Source organism: Nocardiopsis sp. LOL_012, from assembly GCF_048060475.1.
Classification (GTDB): Bacteria; Actinomycetota; Actinomycetes; order Streptosporangiales; family Streptosporangiaceae; genus Nocardiopsis.
Map to the genome: position 1 here is coordinate 14,595 of NZ_JBHMIV010000033.1, position 19,931 is coordinate 34,525.

21 protein-coding genes are annotated in these 19,931 nt (G+C 71.7%); 10 read left to right on the forward strand and 11 right to left on the reverse strand.

The window, feature by feature from the left end; all coding sequences use genetic code 11:
- Positions 1 to 92 precede the first annotated feature (92 nt).
- The 5 genes from ACFHWE_RS18770 to ACFHWE_RS18790 form a co-directional block, all read right to left on the reverse strand.
- Positions 93 to 908, reverse strand: a complete 816-nt coding sequence (locus ACFHWE_RS18770; RefSeq protein ID WP_416602979.1) for a DedA family protein — start codon at positions 906 to 908, stop codon at positions 93 to 95.
- Positions 909 to 1,023: 115 nt separating this feature from the next.
- Positions 1,024 to 2,607: a hypothetical protein gene (locus ACFHWE_RS18775; protein ID WP_416602980.1), complete on the reverse strand. Its 1,584-nt coding sequence runs from the start codon at positions 2,605 to 2,607 to the stop codon at positions 1,024 to 1,026.
- Between the two features lie 66 nt (positions 2,608 to 2,673).
- Complete coding sequence (locus ACFHWE_RS18780; protein WP_416602981.1) at positions 2,674 to 3,777, reverse strand: winged helix DNA-binding domain-containing protein; 1,104 nt, start codon at positions 3,775 to 3,777, stop codon at positions 2,674 to 2,676.
- Between the two features lie 10 nt (positions 3,778 to 3,787).
- Positions 3,788 to 6,148 carry a trehalase-like domain-containing protein gene (locus ACFHWE_RS18785; protein ID WP_416602982.1) on the reverse strand — a complete coding sequence of 787 codons (2,361 nt, stop codon included), beginning with the start codon at positions 6,146 to 6,148 and terminating at the stop codon, positions 3,788 to 3,790.
- A 341-nt stretch (positions 6,149 to 6,489) separates the two neighbouring features.
- Positions 6,490 to 7,212 (reverse strand): class I SAM-dependent methyltransferase, encoded by a 723-nt coding sequence (locus ACFHWE_RS18790; RefSeq protein ID WP_416602983.1) that lies wholly within the window; start codon positions 7,210 to 7,212, stop codon positions 6,490 to 6,492.
- 116 nt (positions 7,213 to 7,328) lie between these two features.
- Between ACFHWE_RS18790 and ACFHWE_RS18795 the strand changes: the two genes are divergently transcribed.
- From ACFHWE_RS18795 to hisG, 3 genes are all read left to right on the forward strand, one after another.
- Positions 7,329 to 8,150 (forward strand): SDR family NAD(P)-dependent oxidoreductase, encoded by an 822-nt coding sequence (locus ACFHWE_RS18795; protein ID WP_416602984.1) that lies wholly within the window; start codon positions 7,329 to 7,331, stop codon positions 8,148 to 8,150.
- Positions 8,151 to 8,252: 102 nt separating this feature from the next.
- A complete protein-coding gene (locus ACFHWE_RS18800; RefSeq protein ID WP_028649180.1) occupies positions 8,253 to 8,516 on the forward strand; it encodes a phosphoribosyl-ATP diphosphatase in 264 nt (87 codons plus the stop codon).
- Between the two features lie 58 nt (positions 8,517 to 8,574).
- Positions 8,575 to 9,429 carry an ATP phosphoribosyltransferase gene (hisG, locus tag ACFHWE_RS18805; protein WP_416602985.1) on the forward strand — a complete coding sequence of 285 codons (855 nt, stop codon included), beginning with the start codon at positions 8,575 to 8,577 and terminating at the stop codon, positions 9,427 to 9,429.
- 53 nt (positions 9,430 to 9,482) lie between these two features.
- On the opposite strand, the gene ACFHWE_RS18810 is transcribed toward hisG, so the two are convergent.
- Positions 9,483 to 9,893: a DoxX family protein gene (locus ACFHWE_RS18810; protein ID WP_416602986.1), complete on the reverse strand. Its 411-nt coding sequence runs from the start codon at positions 9,891 to 9,893 to the stop codon at positions 9,483 to 9,485.
- A 118-nt stretch (positions 9,894 to 10,011) separates the two neighbouring features.
- Here ACFHWE_RS18810 and ACFHWE_RS18815 point away from each other — a divergent pair, with 118 nt between their 5' ends.
- On the forward strand, positions 10,012 to 10,743 hold the full coding sequence (locus ACFHWE_RS18815) for a spermidine synthase (RefSeq protein ID WP_416602987.1): 732 nt from the start codon (positions 10,012 to 10,014) through the stop codon (positions 10,741 to 10,743).
- Here ACFHWE_RS18815 and ACFHWE_RS18820 read toward each other — a convergent pair.
- Together ACFHWE_RS18820 and ACFHWE_RS18825 are read right to left on the reverse strand one after the other, a co-directional pair.
- Positions 10,719 to 10,937, reverse strand: a complete 219-nt coding sequence (locus ACFHWE_RS18820) for an EF-hand domain-containing protein (RefSeq protein WP_028649177.1) — start codon at positions 10,935 to 10,937, stop codon at positions 10,719 to 10,721. The genes ACFHWE_RS18815 and ACFHWE_RS18820 overlap by 25 nt on opposite strands.
- A 105-nt stretch (positions 10,938 to 11,042) precedes the next feature.
- Complete coding sequence (locus ACFHWE_RS18825) at positions 11,043 to 11,255, reverse strand: EF-hand domain-containing protein (RefSeq protein WP_416602988.1); 213 nt, start codon at positions 11,253 to 11,255, stop codon at positions 11,043 to 11,045.
- Positions 11,256 to 11,816: 561 nt separating this feature from the next.
- Between ACFHWE_RS18825 and ACFHWE_RS18830 the strand changes: the two genes are divergently transcribed.
- The 4 genes from ACFHWE_RS18830 to ACFHWE_RS18845 all read left to right on the forward strand — a co-directional run bounded on the left by ACFHWE_RS18830 (position 11,817) and on the right by ACFHWE_RS18845 (position 15,586).
- A complete protein-coding gene (locus ACFHWE_RS18830) occupies positions 11,817 to 12,800 on the forward strand; it encodes a PstS family phosphate ABC transporter substrate-binding protein (RefSeq protein WP_416602989.1) in 984 nt (327 codons plus the stop codon).
- Between the two features lie 26 nt (positions 12,801 to 12,826).
- Positions 12,827 to 13,786, forward strand: coding sequence for a phosphate ABC transporter permease subunit PstC (pstC, locus tag ACFHWE_RS18835; protein WP_416602990.1), 960 nt, complete (start codon positions 12,827 to 12,829; stop codon positions 13,784 to 13,786).
- Positions 13,787 to 14,734 (forward strand): phosphate ABC transporter permease PstA, encoded by a 948-nt coding sequence (pstA, locus tag ACFHWE_RS18840; RefSeq protein ID WP_416602991.1) that lies wholly within the window; start codon positions 13,787 to 13,789, stop codon positions 14,732 to 14,734.
- Between the two features lie 126 nt (positions 14,735 to 14,860).
- Positions 14,861 to 15,586 carry a response regulator transcription factor gene (locus ACFHWE_RS18845; RefSeq protein ID WP_416602992.1) on the forward strand — a complete coding sequence of 242 codons (726 nt, stop codon included), beginning with the start codon at positions 14,861 to 14,863 and terminating at the stop codon, positions 15,584 to 15,586.
- A 136-nt stretch (positions 15,587 to 15,722) separates the two neighbouring features.
- On the opposite strand, the gene ACFHWE_RS18850 is transcribed toward ACFHWE_RS18845, so the two are convergent.
- The 3 genes from ACFHWE_RS18850 to trxA all read right to left on the reverse strand — a co-directional run bounded on the left by ACFHWE_RS18850 (position 15,723) and on the right by trxA (position 18,175).
- Positions 15,723 to 16,526, reverse strand: a complete 804-nt coding sequence (locus tag ACFHWE_RS18850; protein WP_416602993.1) for a winged helix-turn-helix transcriptional regulator — start codon at positions 16,524 to 16,526, stop codon at positions 15,723 to 15,725.
- 45 nt (positions 16,527 to 16,571) lie between these two features.
- Positions 16,572 to 17,426: a phosphate ABC transporter ATP-binding protein PstB gene (pstB, locus tag ACFHWE_RS18855; protein WP_416602994.1), complete on the reverse strand. Its 855-nt coding sequence runs from the start codon at positions 17,424 to 17,426 to the stop codon at positions 16,572 to 16,574.
- A gap of 374 nt (positions 17,427 to 17,800) precedes the next feature.
- The gene (trxA, locus tag ACFHWE_RS18860; RefSeq protein ID WP_416602995.1) at positions 17,801 to 18,175 is read right to left on the reverse strand and encodes a thioredoxin; all 375 of its coding nucleotides are present in this window, start codon (positions 18,173 to 18,175) and stop codon (positions 17,801 to 17,803) included.
- A 533-nt stretch (positions 18,176 to 18,708) separates the two neighbouring features.
- Here trxA and ACFHWE_RS18865 point away from each other — a divergent pair.
- Positions 18,709 to 19,287 (forward strand): hypothetical protein, encoded by a 579-nt coding sequence (locus ACFHWE_RS18865; RefSeq protein ID WP_416602996.1) that lies wholly within the window; start codon positions 18,709 to 18,711, stop codon positions 19,285 to 19,287.
- Positions 19,284 to 19,784 (forward strand): ATP-binding protein, encoded by a 501-nt coding sequence (locus ACFHWE_RS18870; RefSeq protein ID WP_416602997.1) that lies wholly within the window; start codon positions 19,284 to 19,286, stop codon positions 19,782 to 19,784. The genes ACFHWE_RS18865 and ACFHWE_RS18870 overlap by 4 nt, the downstream gene beginning before the upstream one ends.
- The last annotated feature ends 147 nt before the right edge of the window (positions 19,785 to 19,931 follow it).

Below are 19,931 nucleotides of genomic sequence, written 5' to 3' on the forward strand. Positions count from 1 at the left end.
CTCCCTTGAGTGTGCTCGTGACCCACCCAGTCGGTCGGCAGGCCCGGGGTTCGCCGAAGGCCAGCCTAGCCCCGGGGAGCGGCTCGGCGGCTTCAGGCGGCGCCGCTGCCAGCCTCCGCCCGCTTCTCCTCGGCGGCCTTGGCGGCGGCCCGGTCGGCCGCGCGGTCCTCGCGCATCTGCTTGAACACCGGCCAGAAGGCCATGGCGAAGATGATGGCCACGGTGAACCAGAGGGCGTAGCGGTCGACGAGGAGCACGATGTCGACGCCGACCTGTCCGGAGGCGTAGCCGACGGCGGTGACGACGGAGGTGAGGATCAGGGCGCCGAGCGCGTCGAAGAGGAAGAAGGTCCGCAGCCGCATCCCGGTCCAGCCCGCCGTGACGTGGATGAGCGCGGCCGGGACGCCGGGCAGGTAGGAGAGGGTGAGGGCGCCCCGGACGATCCAGGGGTTCATGTCGTGCATGCGGTCGGCGAGCCGTTTGGCCCGCTCGCCCGGGGTGATGATCGCGATGAAGCGGCGACCCCAGCGCCGACCCAGCCACCAGAACAGCCAGTCGACCTTGATCTTGCCGAACACGCCCGCGACCACCACGAGCCACAGCGGGATCTCGCCCAGACTGGCGAAGGCCGCGGCGGCGCCCACCCCGGCGTTGCTGCCGGTCAGGAAGGTCAGGGTGATCGGGTGGTCGGCGATGAGCAGGGGTTTGAGCGGGGTGAGGGCGAGGAAGACGGCGGGGATGCCGATGGCGCAGGCCAGGAGCGCCTTGTCCTGGCGGGTGGCCTTGCCCTCCCAGGGCTTCATGGCGCGCAGGGCCTCGCGGGCGTCCTCCTCCCGCCTGCTGCGCGCCGCGCCGGGGCCGGTGGGGGTGCCGTCGGTGTCCTGGACCGGGTCGCTGCTCATCGCCATGCCTCCAAGGATGCCGGTGGGCGGGGCGCGGCGACAGTCACACGTGTCACCGTGTCGGTGTGAGGGACGCGGAGGCCCCGGCGTGACACGCGCTGTGCCGGGGCCGGGGCGCGGGTCAGTCCCGCGGGGGGTTCGGCCAGCGCCAGGACGGCGCCCACCGGTGGCTCGTGGAGACGCCGGGGGGCATCGGGGGGAGGAGCCGTGCGCCGGGCGGCTCGTCCTCGTCGGACGGGTCGGGATCGGGGGCGTCCGCCTCGGGTGCGGGTGACCGGAGATCGGTGAGCGGGTCGGGGACGGGTTCGGCCGCCTGGCGGGGCGGTTCGGCCTCGGGCGTCCAGGAGAACGGTTCGTGTTCCCGGTCTGGTTCGGGGGCGCGGGGGGCGGGGTCGGCCTCGGGCGTCCAGGGCCGCGGGTCCGGCTCGGGGGAGCCGGAGGCGGAGTCCGGTCCGGGGGTCCACGGGAAGGGTTCGGCCGTGCGCGGTTCGGGCGACCAGGACGGCGGGTCCGGCTCGGCGAGGGCCTGTGGTGCCTCGCGGCGGGCGGATAGTGGACCCGAGTCCACCTCCGCGAAGTGGGCGGCCACACCGAAGTGGCCGGGGCGCAGGTGGGAGCCGGTGTCACCGTGTTCGAGGGGAGGGGCCATCGGGTGGCGCACCGACCCGGCCGGGTGCACGCGTGCCCACCAGGCCGCCGCCTCGTCACCGGGGAGTTCCTCGACGACCTCCAGGGACCCGTTGATGTGCGGGTGCTTGCGCCCCGCCCGCCAGGTGTGGGCGAGTGACTGCGCCTCCAGGACGAGCACCCGCTCGCCGTCGACGACCGGGACGTCCCGGGGGAGCGCCTCGTTGCCGATCCAGGTGCCGTCGCCGCCGACGAGGTCCCATTCCCCCCGGACGACGTCGGCGAGGGGGTCGGCGGCGGCGTTGAGGCAGGCGGCGGCCCAGCGCGGGTCCGGCCGGGTGCCGGGGAGGTCGCGGCCCTCCTTGCCGATGAGGGCGTCCGCGAGCAGGGTGTGCAGTTGGAAGTTGTCCCCCACACCGTCGAACCGCACCCGGAACCCCCGCCACGACGCGCGGTCCAGGACCAGGAGGCGGTCGGTCTCGGCCATGCGCAGGAGTTCGCCGACCTCGGCGAACACCTTCAGGTGCGGGGACAGGGCGTCGGCGATCCGTCCCAGTCCGGCGAGGGCGTCGGCGTCGCCGCGGACCGCGGCGCGTACCTCGGTGTCGCCCAGTACCGCCTTGGCGGCGAGCCCGTAGCGCTGCGACGCCCACCAGCCCAGTGTGGCCGAGGGGGCGTTCTCCCCGAGGGCGTCCGCGACCCGGCGTTCCTCGGCCTCGGTTACCTCGTGGGGGGCCGGGACCGGGCCGCCGCCGGTCGTCTCCCAGGCGCGGGCGAACGCCATGGCGGCCTGGCCGTAGCCGCCGAGCTGGCGCAGCACCTCCAGCCCGACCTGGCCCGCCGGAGCGCCGGACTCGACCAGGGACCCGGCGAGGACCGAGAGGTCGGCGGCGATCCCCGTGGCCCGCTCGCAGTCGCTGAGGACCGGGGCGAGCGCCTCCAGAGCGTGGGAGAGCTCTTCCCTGGGCACCCCCGAGGACAGCCGGAACACCTCGTGCACGGCCGGGGAGAAGTCCGGGTCCTGACTCGCAGCGGTGTCGAGGACACGTTGGAACGCGGCGCGGAACTCTTCAGTCACCCGTGAATCCTTCCATATCCAGACATGGCACCCATGCCCTGGTGTGAGGTGGGTCTGTGTCCGGGATCACGCCGGGGCGGCGAAGCGGACCTCGTGCCCGCCGCGTTCCGGTTCCAGGAACCCCAGCAGTTCCAGGCCCTCCGCGACCACCTCGTCGGCCTGGACCGGGGACAGGGGGGCGAAGGGGACGACCTCGACGGCGGCCGTGTTCCGCGTGCGGACCGCCCGCCAGGAGGCGCGGACGGTCCCGTCCACGAGCACGGTGGCGGGGGGCATCCCGTTGCGGGTGGCGAGGCGGCCCAGGTCCTCGGCGGAGACGACCCGGCTCCGGTCGGCGTGGCCGCGCAGGAGGTTGTCGAAGTCGTACAGGAACCGCACCGGTGCGGGGGTGTCCGGGTCGGGCCGCGGGGCGTCCGGCAGGTCGAGGAGTTCGGTGCCGTCCTCCCCGCGCAGCGCGATGAGGCGGTCGCGCAGGCGTTCGGCGACCTCGCGCAGCCGGGTCAGGCCGGACCAGGCCTGGACGTCCCGCACGGTGGCGGGACCGAAGGCGGCCAGGTAGCGCAGGAACAGCGCATCCGGGTCCGGAGCGTCCGTCATGGCCCGGCCGGTCCACGTGTCGGCGGGTGCGAACGCGGGCGGCCCGGAGGCGCCCCACACGCCCCGGGGCGGGATCTGTACCAGCGGGACGAGGGCGCGGACCACGTGGGAGAGGTCGCCCCCGGGTACGCCGGGCCAGCGCTCGGCCAGGCGGGCACCGAGTTCGCCCGGGGTGAGCGGCCCCTCCCTGAGGAGGGCGCGGCCCGCGTCGGCGATCTCCTCCGCGTCCAGGCCTCGCGTGGCCCGGCCGTGCGCACTGTGCGCCAGATTCCGCGTGATGACGGGCTGGACGGTGGGCCGCAGCCGGGCGAAGTCCTCCGGCGTGACCAGGTGGAGTGTGCCGCGCATCAGGGTGCCGCGGACCAGCTCGCCCCGGGCCAGCAGGGCCCCGGCCTCGTCGGGCACCAGTCCGTCGACCCGGTTCTGCAGGCCCACGTACCAGCTGTGCGTGGTCTGCGCCTGAAGGCCCGCCAGGTGGGTGACCACCTCCGCGACGGGTCGGCGGACCCGGCGGAGGAGGAACTGACGGGCGAGCGTGGCGCGGCCCACCGCGCGCCGTGACAGAGGGGTCATGGAACCCTTCCTACCCGGCCCGGTCCAGGAGTTGCGCGCAGCGGATCAGACCCAGGTGGGAGTAGGCCTGCGGGTGGTTGCCCAGGGCGCGTTCGGAGACCGGGTCGAACTCCTCCGGGATGAGTCCGGTCGGGCCCGCGCGGTCCACCAGGTGGGTGAACAGCTCCTCGGCCTCGGCGCGGCGCCCCGTGGCCAGGTAGGCCTCGATCAGCCACGACGTGCAGAGGTGGAAGCCGCCCTCGCCGCCGGGCAGGCCGTCGTGGCGCCGGTACCGGTACACGGTGGGGCCCTCGCGCAGTTGGGCCTCGACCGCCGTCACCGTGGCCTGGAACCGCGTGTCGGACGGGTCCAGCAGGCCCGACAGGCCGATGTGCAGCGAGGCGGCGTCCAGGTCGTCCCCGTCGTAGGCGGTGGTGTAGGCCCCGGCTGTCGCGCTCCACCCCTTGGCGGTGACCTCTTCCGCGATGTCGGCGGCCAGCGGCTCCCAGACGGGGTCGGCCGTCCTGCCGAACCGGGCTGCCAGGCCGACGGCGCGGTCCAGCGTCACCCAGCACATCACCTTGGAGTACACCCGCTGGCGGGGCTCGTCGCGCTCCTCCCAGATCCCGTGGTCCGGCTCGTGCCAGCGCCGGGCGACCGCCTCGGCCATGGAGCGCACCAGGTCCCAGTCCCGGTCCGCGAGCGTGCCGCGCGCCTCGGCCAACCGGTCGATCAGCTCCACGACCGGGCCGAACACGTCCATCTGCACCTGGTGGTCGGCCAGGTTGCCGACCCGGACCGGGCGTGATCCGGCGTAGCCGGACAGTGTCTCCACGACCTGTTCGGGGCCCAGGTCGGTGCCGCGCAGCGTGTACAGCGGCCTCAGCAGTTCAGGACCGGGGAGGGAGGCCACGACGCGGTGCACCCAGTCGAGGAAGGCGTCGGCCTCGGCGGTGGATCCCAGGGACAGCAGTGCCTGGACGGTCAGGGCGCCGTCGCGCAGCCAGCAGTAGCGGTAGTCCCAGTTGCGCACCCCGCCGATCTCCTCGGGCAGGGACGTGGTCGCCGCCGCCATCACCCCGCCCGAGGGCGTGCACAGCGCGCGCAGGGTCAGGGCCGACCGGGCCGACAGCCTCCGTGCGGTCTCCGGGAGGGTGAGGGTGTCCAGCCAGTCCGACCAGTGCCCGTGGAGGGCGCGGCGCCGGTCCTCCTCGCCGGTGGCGGGGGCGGAGAGGTCGTCGGTGCCGCACCGCAGTTCCAGGACGACCGGCCGCTCCGAGGAGGGGTGGACGGTGGCGCGGGCGGTGTCGCCGTTGCCCTCGTGGTCGATGTGCCACTCCACGCCCGGGGCGTGCAGCACCATCGGGAAGCCGGCGCCCTCCACCACCAGGCCCCGGGGGTGCGGAACCAGGCGCACGGCGGCGCGGCCGAAGTCGGGCCGGGGCGCGAACTCGACCGTGGCGGGGGTGGTGCCGCTGATCCGGCGCACCAGGTCGGTACGGCCCTCGCCTGCGGCGGGGGCGAGGTAGTCGGTGACCTCAAGGCGGGAGAAGCGGGTGCGCACGGTCATGGTGCCCCGCTCGTAGCGCTGGCCCAGGGGCAGGCCCTGGTGGGCGGGGGCGACGGCGAACACCCCGGCGCTGCGGCCGCCCAGAACCTCGGCGAACAGCGCGGGGGAGTCGGGTTCGGGGTGGCACATCCACACCAGGCGGGCGTCGGGGCCGACCAGGGCGACGGAGGCCTGGTTGGACAGCAGCGACATGCGTTCGATGGGGGAGGGGCGCTCCCCGAACACCCAGGAGCGGCGTTCGGCGGCCAGGGCGCACAGGAGGGCGGCCGCGGCGGGTGTGTCGGGCACGCGGTGCGCCGCCACGGTGGGCGTGTCCTCGTCGCCGACCCGGATTCCGGCGTCGGCTCCGGTCAGGCGGAGGAAGACGGGCTCCTCCCCGTCGCCGCCGCCGATGTAGCAGGTGGCGGTGGCCTCGGTGTGGGAGCGCAGGGCGTTCAGGGCGTCGGCCTTGTCCGCTGGGGCCGGGGCCATGTCCAGGGTGCCGTCCGGCTCGGCCCCGTGGGAGCCGACCAGGTGGATCTCGGCGGGCAGCCGGGAGAGGGTGGCCAGTTCGGACACGGTGCGGGAGGAGATGACCGAGCACGCGGTCCCGGGCAGGTCGGCCAGTTCCCGCAGGGCGCGCACGGCTTCGGGGTGGGGGCGTGTCGCGCCTGATCCGACCGGGGTCAGGGCGCCGTCGTAGTCGCAGGCGATGAGGAGGCGGGGTGTGCGCGCGAGCGCGGAGACGCGCCGCCGTACGTCCATGGGCAGGGGGTCGGGCACGGTGCCACCGGGGCGTGCGGGCACCTCGGGGGCGGCTTCGACCGCTTGGGAGAGCGTCACGTTGCCTCCTCCACTGGTCATCATTGACCGGGTGAAATGAGTGAAATGTCGGACTTTTGCGCGCAAAGGGCCCAGGTGTGGCGGGCAGGTGTGGAGAACGTAGAACCCAGGGCTTGTGGCGCGCGGGGGGATTCTGGGGACTTGGAGTAGGTCTTGGCAACTTTCTGTGTGAAAGCAGACAGACCGCTACCCCGGTCATCCGGGCGCAGGGCCGGATCCTCCAGAAGACAAGGTGAGACTACCTGTGCACGGGACCTTCCGCGACACTCCGGCCTCCACCGGACAAGGGACGCACGGCCGCGGCCCGGCACCCCGAGGGGTGCCGGGCCGCGGCCGTGCGGTCAGCGGGCGCGGGGAGGCGGCACCGTCGCCGGCCTGCGGAGGTGGTGCACCCACGCCGGCGGGAGGTTGGCCAGGATCCTCTCCGAACGGATGCCGTAGCGGTCGACCAGGTCCTGGACCAGCCAGCTCGTCCGCGCCTGGCGCAGGTACTCCGAACGCCGCGCGATGACCGCCCGGACCTCCTTCGTGTACAGGTAGCCGTAGAAGGAGAGGGTGCCGCCCGGCCTCAGCACGGCGAAGTAGTGGTCGACGATCTCCCCGACCTCCTCCGACGTGAAGTTGGCGAAGGGCAGCCCCGAGACGATCGCGTCGTAGCGGCGGTCGGTGCCCATCTCACCGATCGGCTTGGCGTGGACCGACGCCCCGTCGGCGATCACGGACAGCTCGGGGTCGGTCTTGAGGAGCCCTTCCAGGTGGGCGGCGAACTGCGGGTTGGCCTCCACCAGGTCGACGGTGTCCCCCGGGCGCATGGCGGCGGCGATGCCCCGGGTGACGGCACCCGTGCCCGCGCCCACCTCCAGGACGTTCATGGGGCGGTCGGGGTCGGGGCGGACGTGGACGTACCGTGCGAGGGCGTCGGCCAGGGCCCGGCTGCTGGGGGCGATGGCCCCCGTGGCGTGGAAGGTCCGCAGAGCCTGGGTGAGGAACAGCCTGGTGTCGCGCAGGCGCTCGTCCAGTTTGAGGGCGGTGAGAGGTCCGGCGGGACCCGGTGTCTCGGACATGGGGGAAACGCTAGCGTCCGCGGGGGCGAAGGGGGAGTGACCAGTGGCCGCCGTCACGCGTGTTTCGCCGACGGCTTTCCGAAGCGTCCCGAATTCTTTCCTCTAGGCTGGTCGGCATGAGCGAGCCGACGACCCCCCGGGCCGCCGGGCGGACCACCCTGGTCACCGGTGCCTCCAGCGGCATCGGGGAGGAGTTCGCGCGCAGGGCGGCCCAGCGGGGCCACGGCCTCGTGCTCGTCGCCCGGCGCGCCGAGCTTCTCGACGACCTCGCCGAGGACATCCGCGAGACCTACGGGACCCCCGTCGAGGTCCTTCCCGCGGACCTGTCCACGCGTGAGGGGGTCGCCGCCGTGGCCGAGCGCCTGTCCGCCGACGGCCGGGGCGGGGCGCCCCCGGTCGACCTGCTCGTCAACAACGCCGGGCGCGGTGACGGCGGCGTGTTCGCCGAGCAGGACCCCGAGGACATCGACCACATGATCGACGTCAACGTGCGCGCCGTCCTGCGCCTCACCCGCGCCGTCCTGCCCGTCCAGATCGCGCGGCGCGCGGCGGGCGAGACCGCGCGGATGGGCGTGATCAACGTGTCGTCCCTGGCCGGTGAACCGGCGGCCAACCCCGGTGGCGCCGTCTACGGCGGGGGGAAGAAGTTCCTCACCCTGTGGAGCGAGAGCGTGGCCGCCGAGGTGCGCAAGAAGGGCGTGCACGTCACCGTGGTCCTGCCCGGGTTCGTGCGTACCGACATGACCCGGGCGGTCCAGGAGCGCGGGCTCCCCGAGTTCGCGTTCGTCTCCAAGGCCCAGATCGTCCGCGACTCCCTCCGCGCCTGGTCCGCCGGGCGCTCCCGGGTGGTCCCGGGCGCCCAGTACAAGACCGCCGACGGCCTCCTGAGAGTGCTTCCGCGCTCGGTCGTGCGCGCACTCGCCCGCCGCATGGCGTGAACCGGATCACGGCCGCATCGCGGGACACCGGGGGCCGGATGCCGCATGCGGCCCCCGGAGCGCCTAGGCTGGGAGGGCACTGCCGGTCTGAGGAAAGAGACCATGAAGACCTTCGAAGAGCTGTTCGCCGAGCTGTCAGAGAAGGCGCGCTCCCGCCCCGAGGGGTCCGGGACCGTCGCCCAACTCGACGCCGGCGTCCATGCCATCGGCAAGAAGGTCGTCGAGGAGGCCGCCGAGGTCTGGATGGCCGCCGAGTACGAGACGGACGACCGGACGGCCGAAGAGATCTCGCAGCTCCTCTACCACCTCCAGGTCCTGCTGCTGGCCCGCGGCCTTCGCCTTGAGGACGTCTACAAGCATCTGTAGCCGGCTCTGTCCGGCTCAGCCGACGTCCCCACACGCGAACGACGTAAGGAAGCCACCCGTGTCCGACCTACTGCGCATCGCCGTGCCCAACAAGGGCCAGTTGTCCGAACCCGCGATCGAGATGCTGCGCGAGGCGGGGTACCGCCAGCGCAAGAGCTCCCGCGACCTGGTCATGGTCGACCCCGACAACGAGACCGAGTTCTTCTTCCTCCGCCCCAAGGACATCGCCGTCTACGTGGGCGAGGGCATCCTCCAGGCCGGGATCACCGGCCGCGACATGCTGCTCGACTCCGGGGCGGCGGTCGACGAGGTCCTCGCCCTGGGCTTCGGCGCCTCCACCTTCCGCTTCGCCGCACCGGGCGGGGCGGGCATGACCGTCGCCGACCTGAACGGCAAGCGCATCGCCACCTCCTTCGACGGCCTGCTCCGCTCCTACCTGGACGAGCGGGGCGTCGACGCCCGGGTGATCCACCTCGACGGCGCGGTGGAGAGCTCCGTGAAGCTCGGCGTGGCCGACGCGGTCGCCGACGTCGTCTCCACCGGCACCACGCTCCGCCAGGCGGGCATGGAGACCTTCGGCGACCCGATCCTGCGTTCGGAGGCGGTCGTCATCCGGCCCTCGGGCGCGGCCGAGGACCCCAAGATCGACCAGTTGCTGCGGCGCCTGCGCGGCGTCCTGGTGGCCCGGGACTACGTGCTGATGGACTACGACGTCCACGCGGAGCGGTTGGAGGAGGCGGTGGCGCTGACCCCCGGCATGGAGGGCCCCACCGTCTCGCCGCTGCACCGCGAGGGCTGGGTCGCGGTCCGCTCGATGGTGCCGAGCAAGGACGCCCAGCGCATCATGGACGACCTGTGGCGCCTGGGCGCCCGCGCCATCCTGGTCACCGACATCTACGCCTGCCGCCTGTAGCGGCCCTCCGGCCCCGCGTCCGGCGCAGGGCCGGAGGTGGTGTGCCGGAGCCCTCAGGCCGCCGAGCCGGGCTCCGGCCTGGGCCGGGACTGGAGGGCCGCCCAGACCAGGGGGATCTGGAGGGGGACCCGTCCCCAGGCGAGCGCCCTGTTGTCGGCGATCCCGGGAAGCCGTCCCGAGCCCGCGTCCAGGGCCATCCTCATGTTGGCGGGCCACACCGCGAGCAGCAGCGCCGCGCTGGCTGGCCCGGCCCACCGCCGACGGGCCAGCAGTCCGGCCCCGCAGGCCAGTTCGGCCGCTCCGCTGCCGTACACGAGGGCGCGGCGGGCGGGCAGGCTCCGGGGCACGATGGCCTCGAACGGTCGCGGCGCGGCGAAGTGGAGCAGCCCGGAGGCCACGAACAGGCCCCCGAGGGCGAAGGGGGCCGCCCCGCGCAGCCTTTCCCAGCGGTTGTCCGGTGTCATGTGCCTCTCCTCTCCTGGTGCGCCACCCCCCAAGCTACTCGTGAGTAGCTTCCAGGTCGATCCCGCTCCCGACGCCGGTGCCGCGCGCGAGCCTGGAGCCAGCGGCACAATGGTGGGCATGCAGACGCCACGCACCGAGGAAGACACGCGGACCCTGGCCCGGATCACGGGTGAGACCGGAGGCGACCTGGTCCTGCGCCGGGTGGGGGCGCACTACGAGATCTACTCCAACGGTGTGTTCCTCATGGACACCCGCGACGGGACCTCGGAGCGTGAACTGGTGCGCGCGGGCCTGGCCGCGCTGCCGCGGGGCAGGTCGCGCGCACGGGTGCTGATCGGCGGCCTGGGTGTGGGCTTCTCCGCCCGCGAGGCGCTCGACCACCCGAGGGTGGCCCGGGTGGACGTCGTCGAACTCGAACCCGCGGTGATCGCCTGGCACGACGGCGAACTCGGTGAGGCCGCCGGGTACGTCCACCGGGACCCGCGCTGCCGGGTGGTGGGCGCCGACCTCGTGGACTGGCTGGCGCGGGCCGCCGCCGAGCCGGAACCGGTCCGCTACGACCTCCTGTGCCTGGACACCGACAACGGTCCGGACTGGACGGTGGTGGAGAACAACGCCCGGCTCTACGACGCGGCCGGGCTGGACAGGCTCACCGCGCTGCTCGCCCCGGGCGGCCTGCTGTCCTTCTGGAGCGCCAACGCGGTCCCCTCCTTCGAGGCGGCGCTGCGGGAGCGCTTCGCCTCGGTGGAGGCCATCGAGGTGCCCGTCGCCCGGGGCGTGCCCGACATGGTCTACCTGGCCGGCCGGCCCTGGTGGGGCCGGGGTCAGGCCTGGGAGTCGGACATGTAGGCGGTGAACTCCTCCAGGGTGATCAGATGGTCGCCGTCGGTGTCCATCGCCTCGATCGCCTGCGCGGCCTGTTCCTCGGTGCAACTGTCGCCCAGGCGGTGCATGAGGTCGGCGTACTCCTGGGCGGAGATGCGTCCGTCGCTGTCGGCGTCCACGAAGGCGAAGGTCGTCGCGTACTCGTTGGTGTCGGACATCTGCGCTCGTCTCCAGGGGTCGGGGCCGTGTTCTCGCGGCGCAAGGCTATCGGGGCGGGGGCGGTTCCGGAAGGCGGATCCCCCGTGTCCGGCGGTGGGGGCCTCCTACTGCCGGTCCATGTACGCGGCGAACTCCTCCAGGGAGATGCGTCCATCGCCGTCGGTGTCCATGGAGCGCACCACGGCGGCGGCGCGCTCCCGGGTGCAGTCGTCGCCCAGGTTGCCCATGAGCGCGTGGAGTTCGTCGACGGAGATGAGTCCGTCGCCGTCGGTGTCGACGAGGTCGAAGGTGGCGGCGTATTCGCTGGCCTCGGCCATGGGGGCGTCCTTCCGGGGGTCGGTGCGGCTCGCGCCAGGGTATCGGTGGGGGCCGTCGGTCAGGAAGGTCGCGGGGCGTCGGCCCGGCCGGGCCGTGGGGGCCGCCGCGGCGGTCGGTGCGTGGGGAGAGGGCGCCCTCCGGGAGTTGCCGGGGCCGCCGCAGAGCGGGGCCGGACCGTCCTGTCGTTGGTCGATCTGAGTCCGTACATGCCGGATTTCGGGGCGGATTCGAACCCGGATCCGGGTCGGACCGATAACCGGGTCTGGCCGGATCGGCGCGTGTTTTCGCAGCTCATAAGGGGTGGGAGCCGATTTTCCCGGAGGGTGGGGACCGATGCGCCTATCGCACTCGGTGATATGACGCATCCTCGGAGTCGCGGTTCGGTGGGGGGGCGGCCGAATTGAGTCGGCCCCTTCACCTTTCGTTCACCTTTTCTCTCTTCCCTGATCAGTTGGACGGCTTTGCATGGTGGTCGTGCTCGGCGGGACTCGCCGAGTGGTCCCTGCACCGGGTCGGCGGCTCCCCCCGTCGGCCGAAAGTTATGAGTCGAGGATTTCCACGTGATCTCTAAGAAGTGGCTTCAGGTCGCCGGTGTCGCCGTAGCGATTCCGTTCGCGCTCACCGCCTGCGGTGGCGGCTCCGAGGGCGGATCCGAGGGCGGCGACGACGCCTCCGAGGGCGGCTCCGAGGTGTCCGGCAGCATCCAGATCGACGGTTCCAGCACCGTCGGCCCCCTCTCCGAGGTGGCCGCTGAGCTGTTCATGGAGCAGTACCCCGACGTCCAGGTCTCGGTCGCGATGTCCGGCACCGGTGGCGGTTTCGAGAAGTTCTGCAACGGCGAGACCGACATGAACGACGCCTCCCGCGAGATCAAGGACGAGGAGGCCGCGGCCTGCGAGGGCAACGACATCGCCTTCGAGCAGGTCCAGGTCGCCAACGACGCTCTCGGCATCATCGTCAACCCCGAGAACCCGATCGACTGCATCAGCATCGACCAGGCCAACCAGATCTGGAACGAGGGCTCCACCGTCGCCACCTGGGGCGACGTGGACGGCCTTGAGTCCGGTGACCTCTCCGGCGAGGACATCACCCTCTACGGCCCGGGCACCGACTCCGGCACCTTCGACTACTTCACCGAGGCCGTCAACGGTGAGGAAGGCGTGATCCGCACCGACTACACCGACATCGGTGAGGACGACCAGGCCGCCATCGTGGGTGTCGAGGGCGACCTCGGCGCCATGGCCTACGTCCCCTACTCCTACTTCACCGAGGCCGGCGACTCCGTCAAGGCGCTCCAGATCGACGGTGGCGAAGGCTGCGTCGAGCCCACCCTGGAGAACGTCCAGAACGGCTCCTACAGCCCGCTGGGCCGTGGCCTCTACGTCTACGCCAGCGACCTGGCCCTGCAGGAGCAGGCCGCCGTCGAGTTCATGAACTTCTACATCGACAACTCCGGTGAGATCACCGAGCTCGCCGGTTTCGTTCCGCTGACCGACGACCAGATGGCCGACGCCACCGCGAAGATCGAGTCGCTCACCAGCTAGTCGAAACGCGATCTGAAAGCTAAGCCATGGCTGATAGCAACATGGCGACCCCGGCGGCCGGCGCTGACCAGCGCCGGCCGCTCAAGGGCGCCGGTCGTTCACGCATCGGCGAGAAGGGCATCAAGACCTTCCTCGCCATCTGTGCGGCCTTCTCCATCATCGTGACGACGGGTATCGTCGTCGCGCTCGTCATCCCCACGGTGAACTTCTTCGGACAGATCACCATCACCGAGTTCCTCTTCGGGACCACGTGGGCGCCGGCGTTCGCCAACCCCTCGTTCGGTGTCCTGCCGATCGTCGTGGGCACGATGATCGTCGTCGTGACCGCCCTCGCGGTCTCGATCCCGATCGGCCTCGCTTCGGCGATCTACCTGTCCGAGTACGCCTCGCCCGCGGTGCGCAAGGTCGTCAAGCCGGTGCTGGAGGTCCTGGAGGGCATCCCCACCGTCGCGATCGGCCTCTTCGCGTTCTTCTTCATGCGGCCGCTGGCGGAGAGCCTGTTCCCGTTCTTCCCCTGGGAGACCCCCTTCTCCATCGGTGTCGCCGGTGTGGCCGTGGGTCTGCTCATCGTGCCGCTGGTCGCCTCGGTCGCCGAGGACGCCATGCGGTCCGTTCCCGGCGGGCTCCGGGAGGGCGCCTACGCGCTCGGGGCCAGCAAGATGCGGGTGACCCTGCGCGTGGTGTTCCCCGCCGCGATCTCCGGCATCATCGCCGGCATCGTGCTCGGCACCTCGCGCGCCATCGGTGAGACGATGGTCGTCCTCATCGCGGCGGGCGCGGGCAACCCGAACCTGACGTTCGACTGGTTCAACTCGGCGCAGACCATGACCGCCTACATCGGTGGTACCGCGACCGGTGACATCGCGCAGGGCACGGTCGTCTACGACACGATCTTCGCCGTCGGCACCCTGCTGTTCACGATGACGCTGATCATGAACATCATCGCGACCCGTCTGGTCCGCCGCTTCCGTGAGGTGTACGAGTAAATGGTCATCGACAAGGGAAAGCAGCCCCAGAGGTCGCGACTGGCCGTCGCGGGCGCGCGGGCGGCCACCGACAGCATCTTCACCACGTCGTCCAAGGGCGACCGCGTGGCCAACGTGCTGTTCCGTGCCCTGCTGCTGCTCGGCATGGGGTTCGCGCTGCTGGGCCTGGCGGCCATCATCATCTGGTCGCTCGTCGAAGGTGCCCCGCGCCTGGGGCCCGAGCTCATCTTCGAGGGCCCCTCCTCCATCCGGCCCGAGAGCGCCGGATACCGGACCGCCATCCTCGGCACGCTCTGGGTGATCGGCGGCGTCGTGCTGTTCATCGTCCCGGTGGGCGTGGGAGCGGCGATCTACCTGGAGGAGTACGCGGACAACACCCGCTGGTGGAACCGCCTCATCGAGGTGAACATCCAGAACCTGGCCGCCGTGCCCTCCATCGTGTTCGGCATCCTGGGCCTGGCGTTCATCGTCCGCGGACCGCTCAGCCTCGGGTTCGTGGCCGCCGCGGGCTCGCTCACACTGTCACTGCTCGTCCTGCCGACGGTCATCCTCGCCTCCCGTGAGGCGATCAAGGCCGTGCCGAACTCCACCCGCCTGGGTTCGCTCGGCCTCGGGGCCAGCCAGTGGCAGACGATCTGGCACCACGTCCTCCCCGGCGCGCTGCCCGGCATCCTGACGGGGCTCATCCTCTCCGTCTCGCGGGCCATCGGTGAGGCCGCTCCGCTGCTGCTGGTCGGAGCGGTCACGTTCGTGACCTTCGACCCGTCGTTCTTCGAGAACCAGTACTCGGTGCTGCCGGTGCAGATCTACAACTACGCGGGCCGTCCCCAGGAGGAGTTCCGGGTTCTCGCCGCGGCAGGTGTGATCCTCATGCTCGCCGTGCTGTTGACGATGAACTCGTTCGCCATCTGGCTGCGCAACCACTATGAGAACAAGAACAAGAGATGAGGGGAGCGCCTGCGGGCGCGCCCCCGTCGGTGCCCGTGGTCACCCGTCGGTCCTCTCGTTCGGTCAGTACACCGGTCGGCGCCACCGTCGCCGTACCGGGTCCGTCCCGTCACTGGAGGACCACGCGTGGAGTCTCCGTTGGTCTCGGAGCGACGACCGCTGCTACTGGCGGTCGAGTCCGACGAGCATGCCGAGGCCCGGTTGCGCGCACTGTTGGCGGACGAGCCGATCGATGCCCTCTACTGCGCCGAGGCGCCCAGAGCCCTGCTGCTCCTCGGCAGGGAGGCCCCCGACGCCGTGCTCCTAGGAGCTATGGAGGGGCCGATCGACACGCTGGAGTTCCTGCGCATCGTGCGTAGCTCCGACCCGGCCCTGCCCGTGGTCGTGGGGGTACCGTTCGGGGACGCGCCGTACACCGAGACGGCGCGTTCCCTCGGGGCGACGCTCACGGTCGAGCGCCCCCACCGCGGCGACGACCTGCTGCCCGCGCTGCGGTCGGCACTGGTCCGGGGCATCGGCCGCGGTCCCCAGAGCGCGGACGCCATCGACCTCGGACGGCTGCTGGTGGAGGGCGGAGCCCCCGCGCTGCGCCTGGACGGCGTGTTCGTGGCCTTGCCGCCCACGGAACACCTGCTGCTGCGGCACCTGGCCGTCAACGTCGACGCCGTGGTCCCCCGTCACGAGCTGATCCGCGCGGCCTGGGCGGACGACACGTCGGTACGGAGCAACACCCTCAACGTCCACATCATGCGGCTGCGCAGGCGTCTGGGAGACGACCGGGCGCGCCCTCGGTGGATCCGCACGGTCCACGGGGTGGGCTACCGGCTCACCGTGCCCGAGGCCGACGCGTAGGCGCGGCCCGGCCGCCGACCCCGGAAGACAGGACGAGCCCCCGCTGTGCGGGGGCTTCGGTACGTTCGGGGTCCGGCCGTTCGTGCGGGCCGGCGCCGGGGCGGGTGGAGGAGCGCCGGTTCGGGGAGGCGGGGGGTCAAGAGGTGAGGGTGTCCAGCCGGTAGCCGATGCCGCGGACCGTGTGGATGAACCGCGGCTGGGACTCGGAGTCGCCGAGCTTGTGTCTCAGGCGCCGGATGTGCACGGCGATCGTGTTGTTCACCGGGGGCAGCGGTTTACGCCACACCTCGGTCCACAGTTCCTCGCGGCTGACCACGCGCCCGCTGTGCCGCATGAGGAAGTCCATGATGCCGAACTCCCGGAGCGCCAGGTTGACGGGGTTCCCGTCGACGAAGAGCCGGTGCCCCAGGGCGTCGAGCTCCAGCGAGCCGGATTTGAGGGCCACAGGCTGCCGGGCGCCGTCCACGGGGGAGGAGGCGTCGGAACCCGGGAGGGAGCCGCGGAGCAGGGCGGAGAGTTCGGGGATCCGGTAGGGGCGGTTCACACACGCGGTGGCGCCGGCCGCCAGGGCGCGCAGGGCGAGCTGGGAGTCGCCCGTGCCCACCCCGATGAGGATGGGGATGTCCGTGGCGCGCCGCGTGACCCGTACCAGTGTGTCCAGTTCGATCTCGGGAGGGGCGGCGCTGGTGATGAGGGCGTCTGGGCGGATCATGCCGATGCGCAGCAGCGCCTCGGCCCCGTCCACGCACACGGTGATGTCCATGTCGTGTCCGCTGAGGGAGAGCACGAGCTGGTGGGACTGCTCCGACTCCGGTTCGACCAGCAGGACGCGGACCGGCCCTTCCAGCCGATCCGCGCCGTCGGACCGCTCCATCCGCTCCCCCTCGTCCGAAGCAGCCGACGGCCGCGGGACTGAGGCGGAGGGGATGAACGCGGTCATGGGTGATCCACTTCGTCGAAAGGGGGAGCGGCCGGGGTGTGTGGCTTACCCGAAGCGGCCGGAGATGTAGTCCTCGGTCCGCTTGTCGGCGGGCTTGCTGAAGATCGTCGGCGTCTCGTCGAACTCGACCAGGCTCCCGTAGCGGTCGCCGTTGTCGTCGACGGCCGCGGTGAAGAACGCGGTCCGGTCCGAGACGCGCGCCGCCTGCTGCATGTTGTGGGTGACGATGACGATGGTGAACTCGTGGGCGAGTTCGTACATCAGGTCCTCGATCTTGAGGGTCGCGATGGGGTCGAGCGCCGAGCACGGCTCGTCCATCAGGATGACCTCGGGGTTCACCGCGATCGCCCGCGCGATGCACAGGCGCTGCTGCTGACCGCCGGAGAGGGCGAAGGCGCTGTCCTTGAGCTTGTCCTTGACCTCGTCCCAGAGGGCCGACTTGGTCAGGGCCTCCTCGACCACGTCGTCCAGGCCGCTGCGCTTGCCCATGATGCGGGGGCCGAAGGCGATGTTGTCGTAGATCGACTTGGGGAACGGGTTCGGCTTCTGGAAGACCATGCCGATCCGGCGGCGGACCTCGATGGGGTCGACGGCCGGGTCATAGAGGTCCTCGCCGTGGAAGGTGACCTTGCCCTCGACGCGGGCCTCGGGGATGAGGTCGTTCATGCGGTTGAGGGTCCGCAGCACGGTGCTCTTGCCGCAGCCGGAGGGGCCGATCATGGCGGTGATCTGGCGGGGCCCGACCTTCATGTTGACGTCGCGGACGGCCTTGTTGCTGCCGTAGTGGATGGAGAGGTCGCTGACCTCGAAGACGGGGTCGTCCAGTCCGGGGACCTCCCGGTTGTACCGGACGGTGTCGGGGGAGACGCCGTGGGAAGACTCGGTGTTGCTGACAGACATGAGGCCACTTCCGGTCGGACGGAACTTGTGCGGTCTTGAGGGGGCAGATGCCGCAGTACGCGGTCGTACCCATGCAAAGGTGTCCGAATGAAGTGGAGGTGAACGAATCCGGAGGTCAAAGTGAACGCGGGCGGTGATCTCAGAAGCGGCCGCGCGCCGTCCCTACCTCGGGGGTCGGGGCGCCGGACCCGTGCGCCGGGTTCGTCGCTCCGAAGGCCTTGGTGACGGTTTCCGTGCGTTCGGCGAACGGGTGGATGACGTGCCCGCGGGGCGGTCGCCGCCTCGCGCGGCGGCGTTCGCGGCGCAACGCTAACAGGAGGGCCCCGGGTACCCGTCGATCGGGGTGCCCGGGGCCTGTCGCCGGTGCCCGCCCGCTACTGCTGGCTCCCGGCCTCCTGCTCGGCGAGCTTCTCGCGCACCTCGTCCATGTCCAGCTCCCGGGCCTGGGTGATCAGGCTCTCCAGGGCCTCGGAGGGGAGGGCGCCCGGCTCGTTGTAGATGATCGTGGCGTCGCGCACGATCATCAGGGTCGGGATGGACTGGATCTTGAATTCGAAGGCGAGTTCGCGCTGGGCCTCGGTGTCCACCTTGGCGTGCACGATGTCGGTGTGCTTGTCCGCGGACTTCTCGAACACGGGGGCGAACTGGCGGCAGGGTCCGCACCAGTCGGCCCAGAAGTCGATGAGAACGAACTCGTTGTCCTTGAGCGTCTCGGCGAAGTTGTCTTTGGTGAGCTCGACTGTGGGCACGGGGGCTCCTGGAACTGATCGTCGTCTGCGGGTCGGCCGTCGGCCAACCGCCTTCCTCCTCCAGTCCTACAGCGGATGCGTGCGCGTGTTTGTTCCATGGAGCCGTGTCTCCGTGAGCCGTTCGACACGGACGGGAGCACGCCCTGCCGCCGGGGTTCGCCGTGGGGCGAACCTTCGGCCCGGGGTTCGTCCCAGAGCGAACCCCGGCGCTCGATCTCGCCGTGGGGCGAACCCCGGTCTCCCTTTGTGTGCCCGGTGGGGTGTGCAAATGCTTTCAATTCGGACCAACGGGATAGTTCTGACGCGGGCACGAAAAGGACTCATCCCTTTCTGTGAACCGCTCTGAGCTGGGAGAATGCCCGTCAGGGCGAACTTTCTCACCCCCGACTTCGCAGAAAAGTGCGACACCACACCCCGCATGCCCTAACCTTCTTCTCGAAAGCCCAACTGCATACGACGAAGACCCCGCGACGGTTATCAACCGGCCGGGGTCGTGGTCAGCAAGACACACCTTGAAGCAAAGGATTGCCGACATGGCTCATTCTAGCCGTGCGGTCCTCAGGTCTGCCCTGGAGACCCTCGAAGCCCTCCTCCTGCCCGCGCGCGGACGCCACGTCCGCCGCCGCGCGGCCCGGGTCCGCCGCTACACGCCGGCGCCCGCCCCCGAACAGGACGCCGGGCCCGCCGTGCCTCCGGTACCGCACGCCACACCCGCGGTTCCCGAACCCGCACCCGGACTCGCGCCGCCCACCGTGCGCATGCCCGCTCGCGAGGCCGCCCTGGTGCGGCCCTACTACACCGCCTACGAGCGCGCACTGGCCTACGGCCAGGCCCACCCCGCCCGCCGCCTGCGCGCCCGCGCCACCACCCCCGGCCCGCGCCGCCCCCGGGTTCCGGCCTCCGCCCGGAGGGAAACGCCCTACGTCCCCGCCCACGCGGCGCCCGTGCCCACCACCGCGCACCCGGACGTCCCCGTGCCTCGCCCGACCCCGGCCGGGGACCTGCTCGCCGGTCCGCCCCCGCCGGTACCCGGCGAGTTCGACGAACTCGCGCGACTGGTCCGCCTCTGGCAGGACCAGCGCGCCGACCGGCGGAGCGGGGTGGCCGCGTGAACACCGTGATCGTCGAGCAGCCCCGCCCGCTCGTGTTCTGGGAGCCGCGCGTCTACGCCGGAGAACTCCACGAACTCGCCCGGGTCCGCGCCGACCTCGCCGCCGACCTGGCCGGGTTCGCCCCCGACCTGGTGGACACCCTCCAGCTCTGCGCCAGTGAGCTGCACGCCAACTGTGCGAAGTACACCGACCCCGGGCGGGCCTGGGGCGAGGTGATCCGGGGCCTGTCCATGCCCGACGAGCGCACGCTGCGTCTGTCCTTCAGCGACTCCGGCGGCGGGGGCGGTGCGCCGTGTATCCCCACCGGGCGCACGGGGCAGGACTGGGACCGGGCCGAGGGCGGGCGCGGGCTGCTGCTCGTCGAAGCGCTGTCCACAGCCTGGGGATACTTCCGCCTCGCACCGTGGGCCGACCTGGGCACGCACGTGTGGGCGGTGTTCGACGTCGCCCCCGGGGCCGTTCCGGGCGGCCTGCGCCCGTTCGTCTTCACGCACTGACGGCGCAGCGGTCGTGGAACGCGCCGTGTCCCGCTCGCAGGCCCCCGGTCGGACGGTTGCCGGGGGCCGGGGCGAGTTCAGGACAAAGACTCGATCAGGTCTGCCTGGACGGAGCGCAACCGCTCCAGGTGTTCTGGTCCGTGCGTT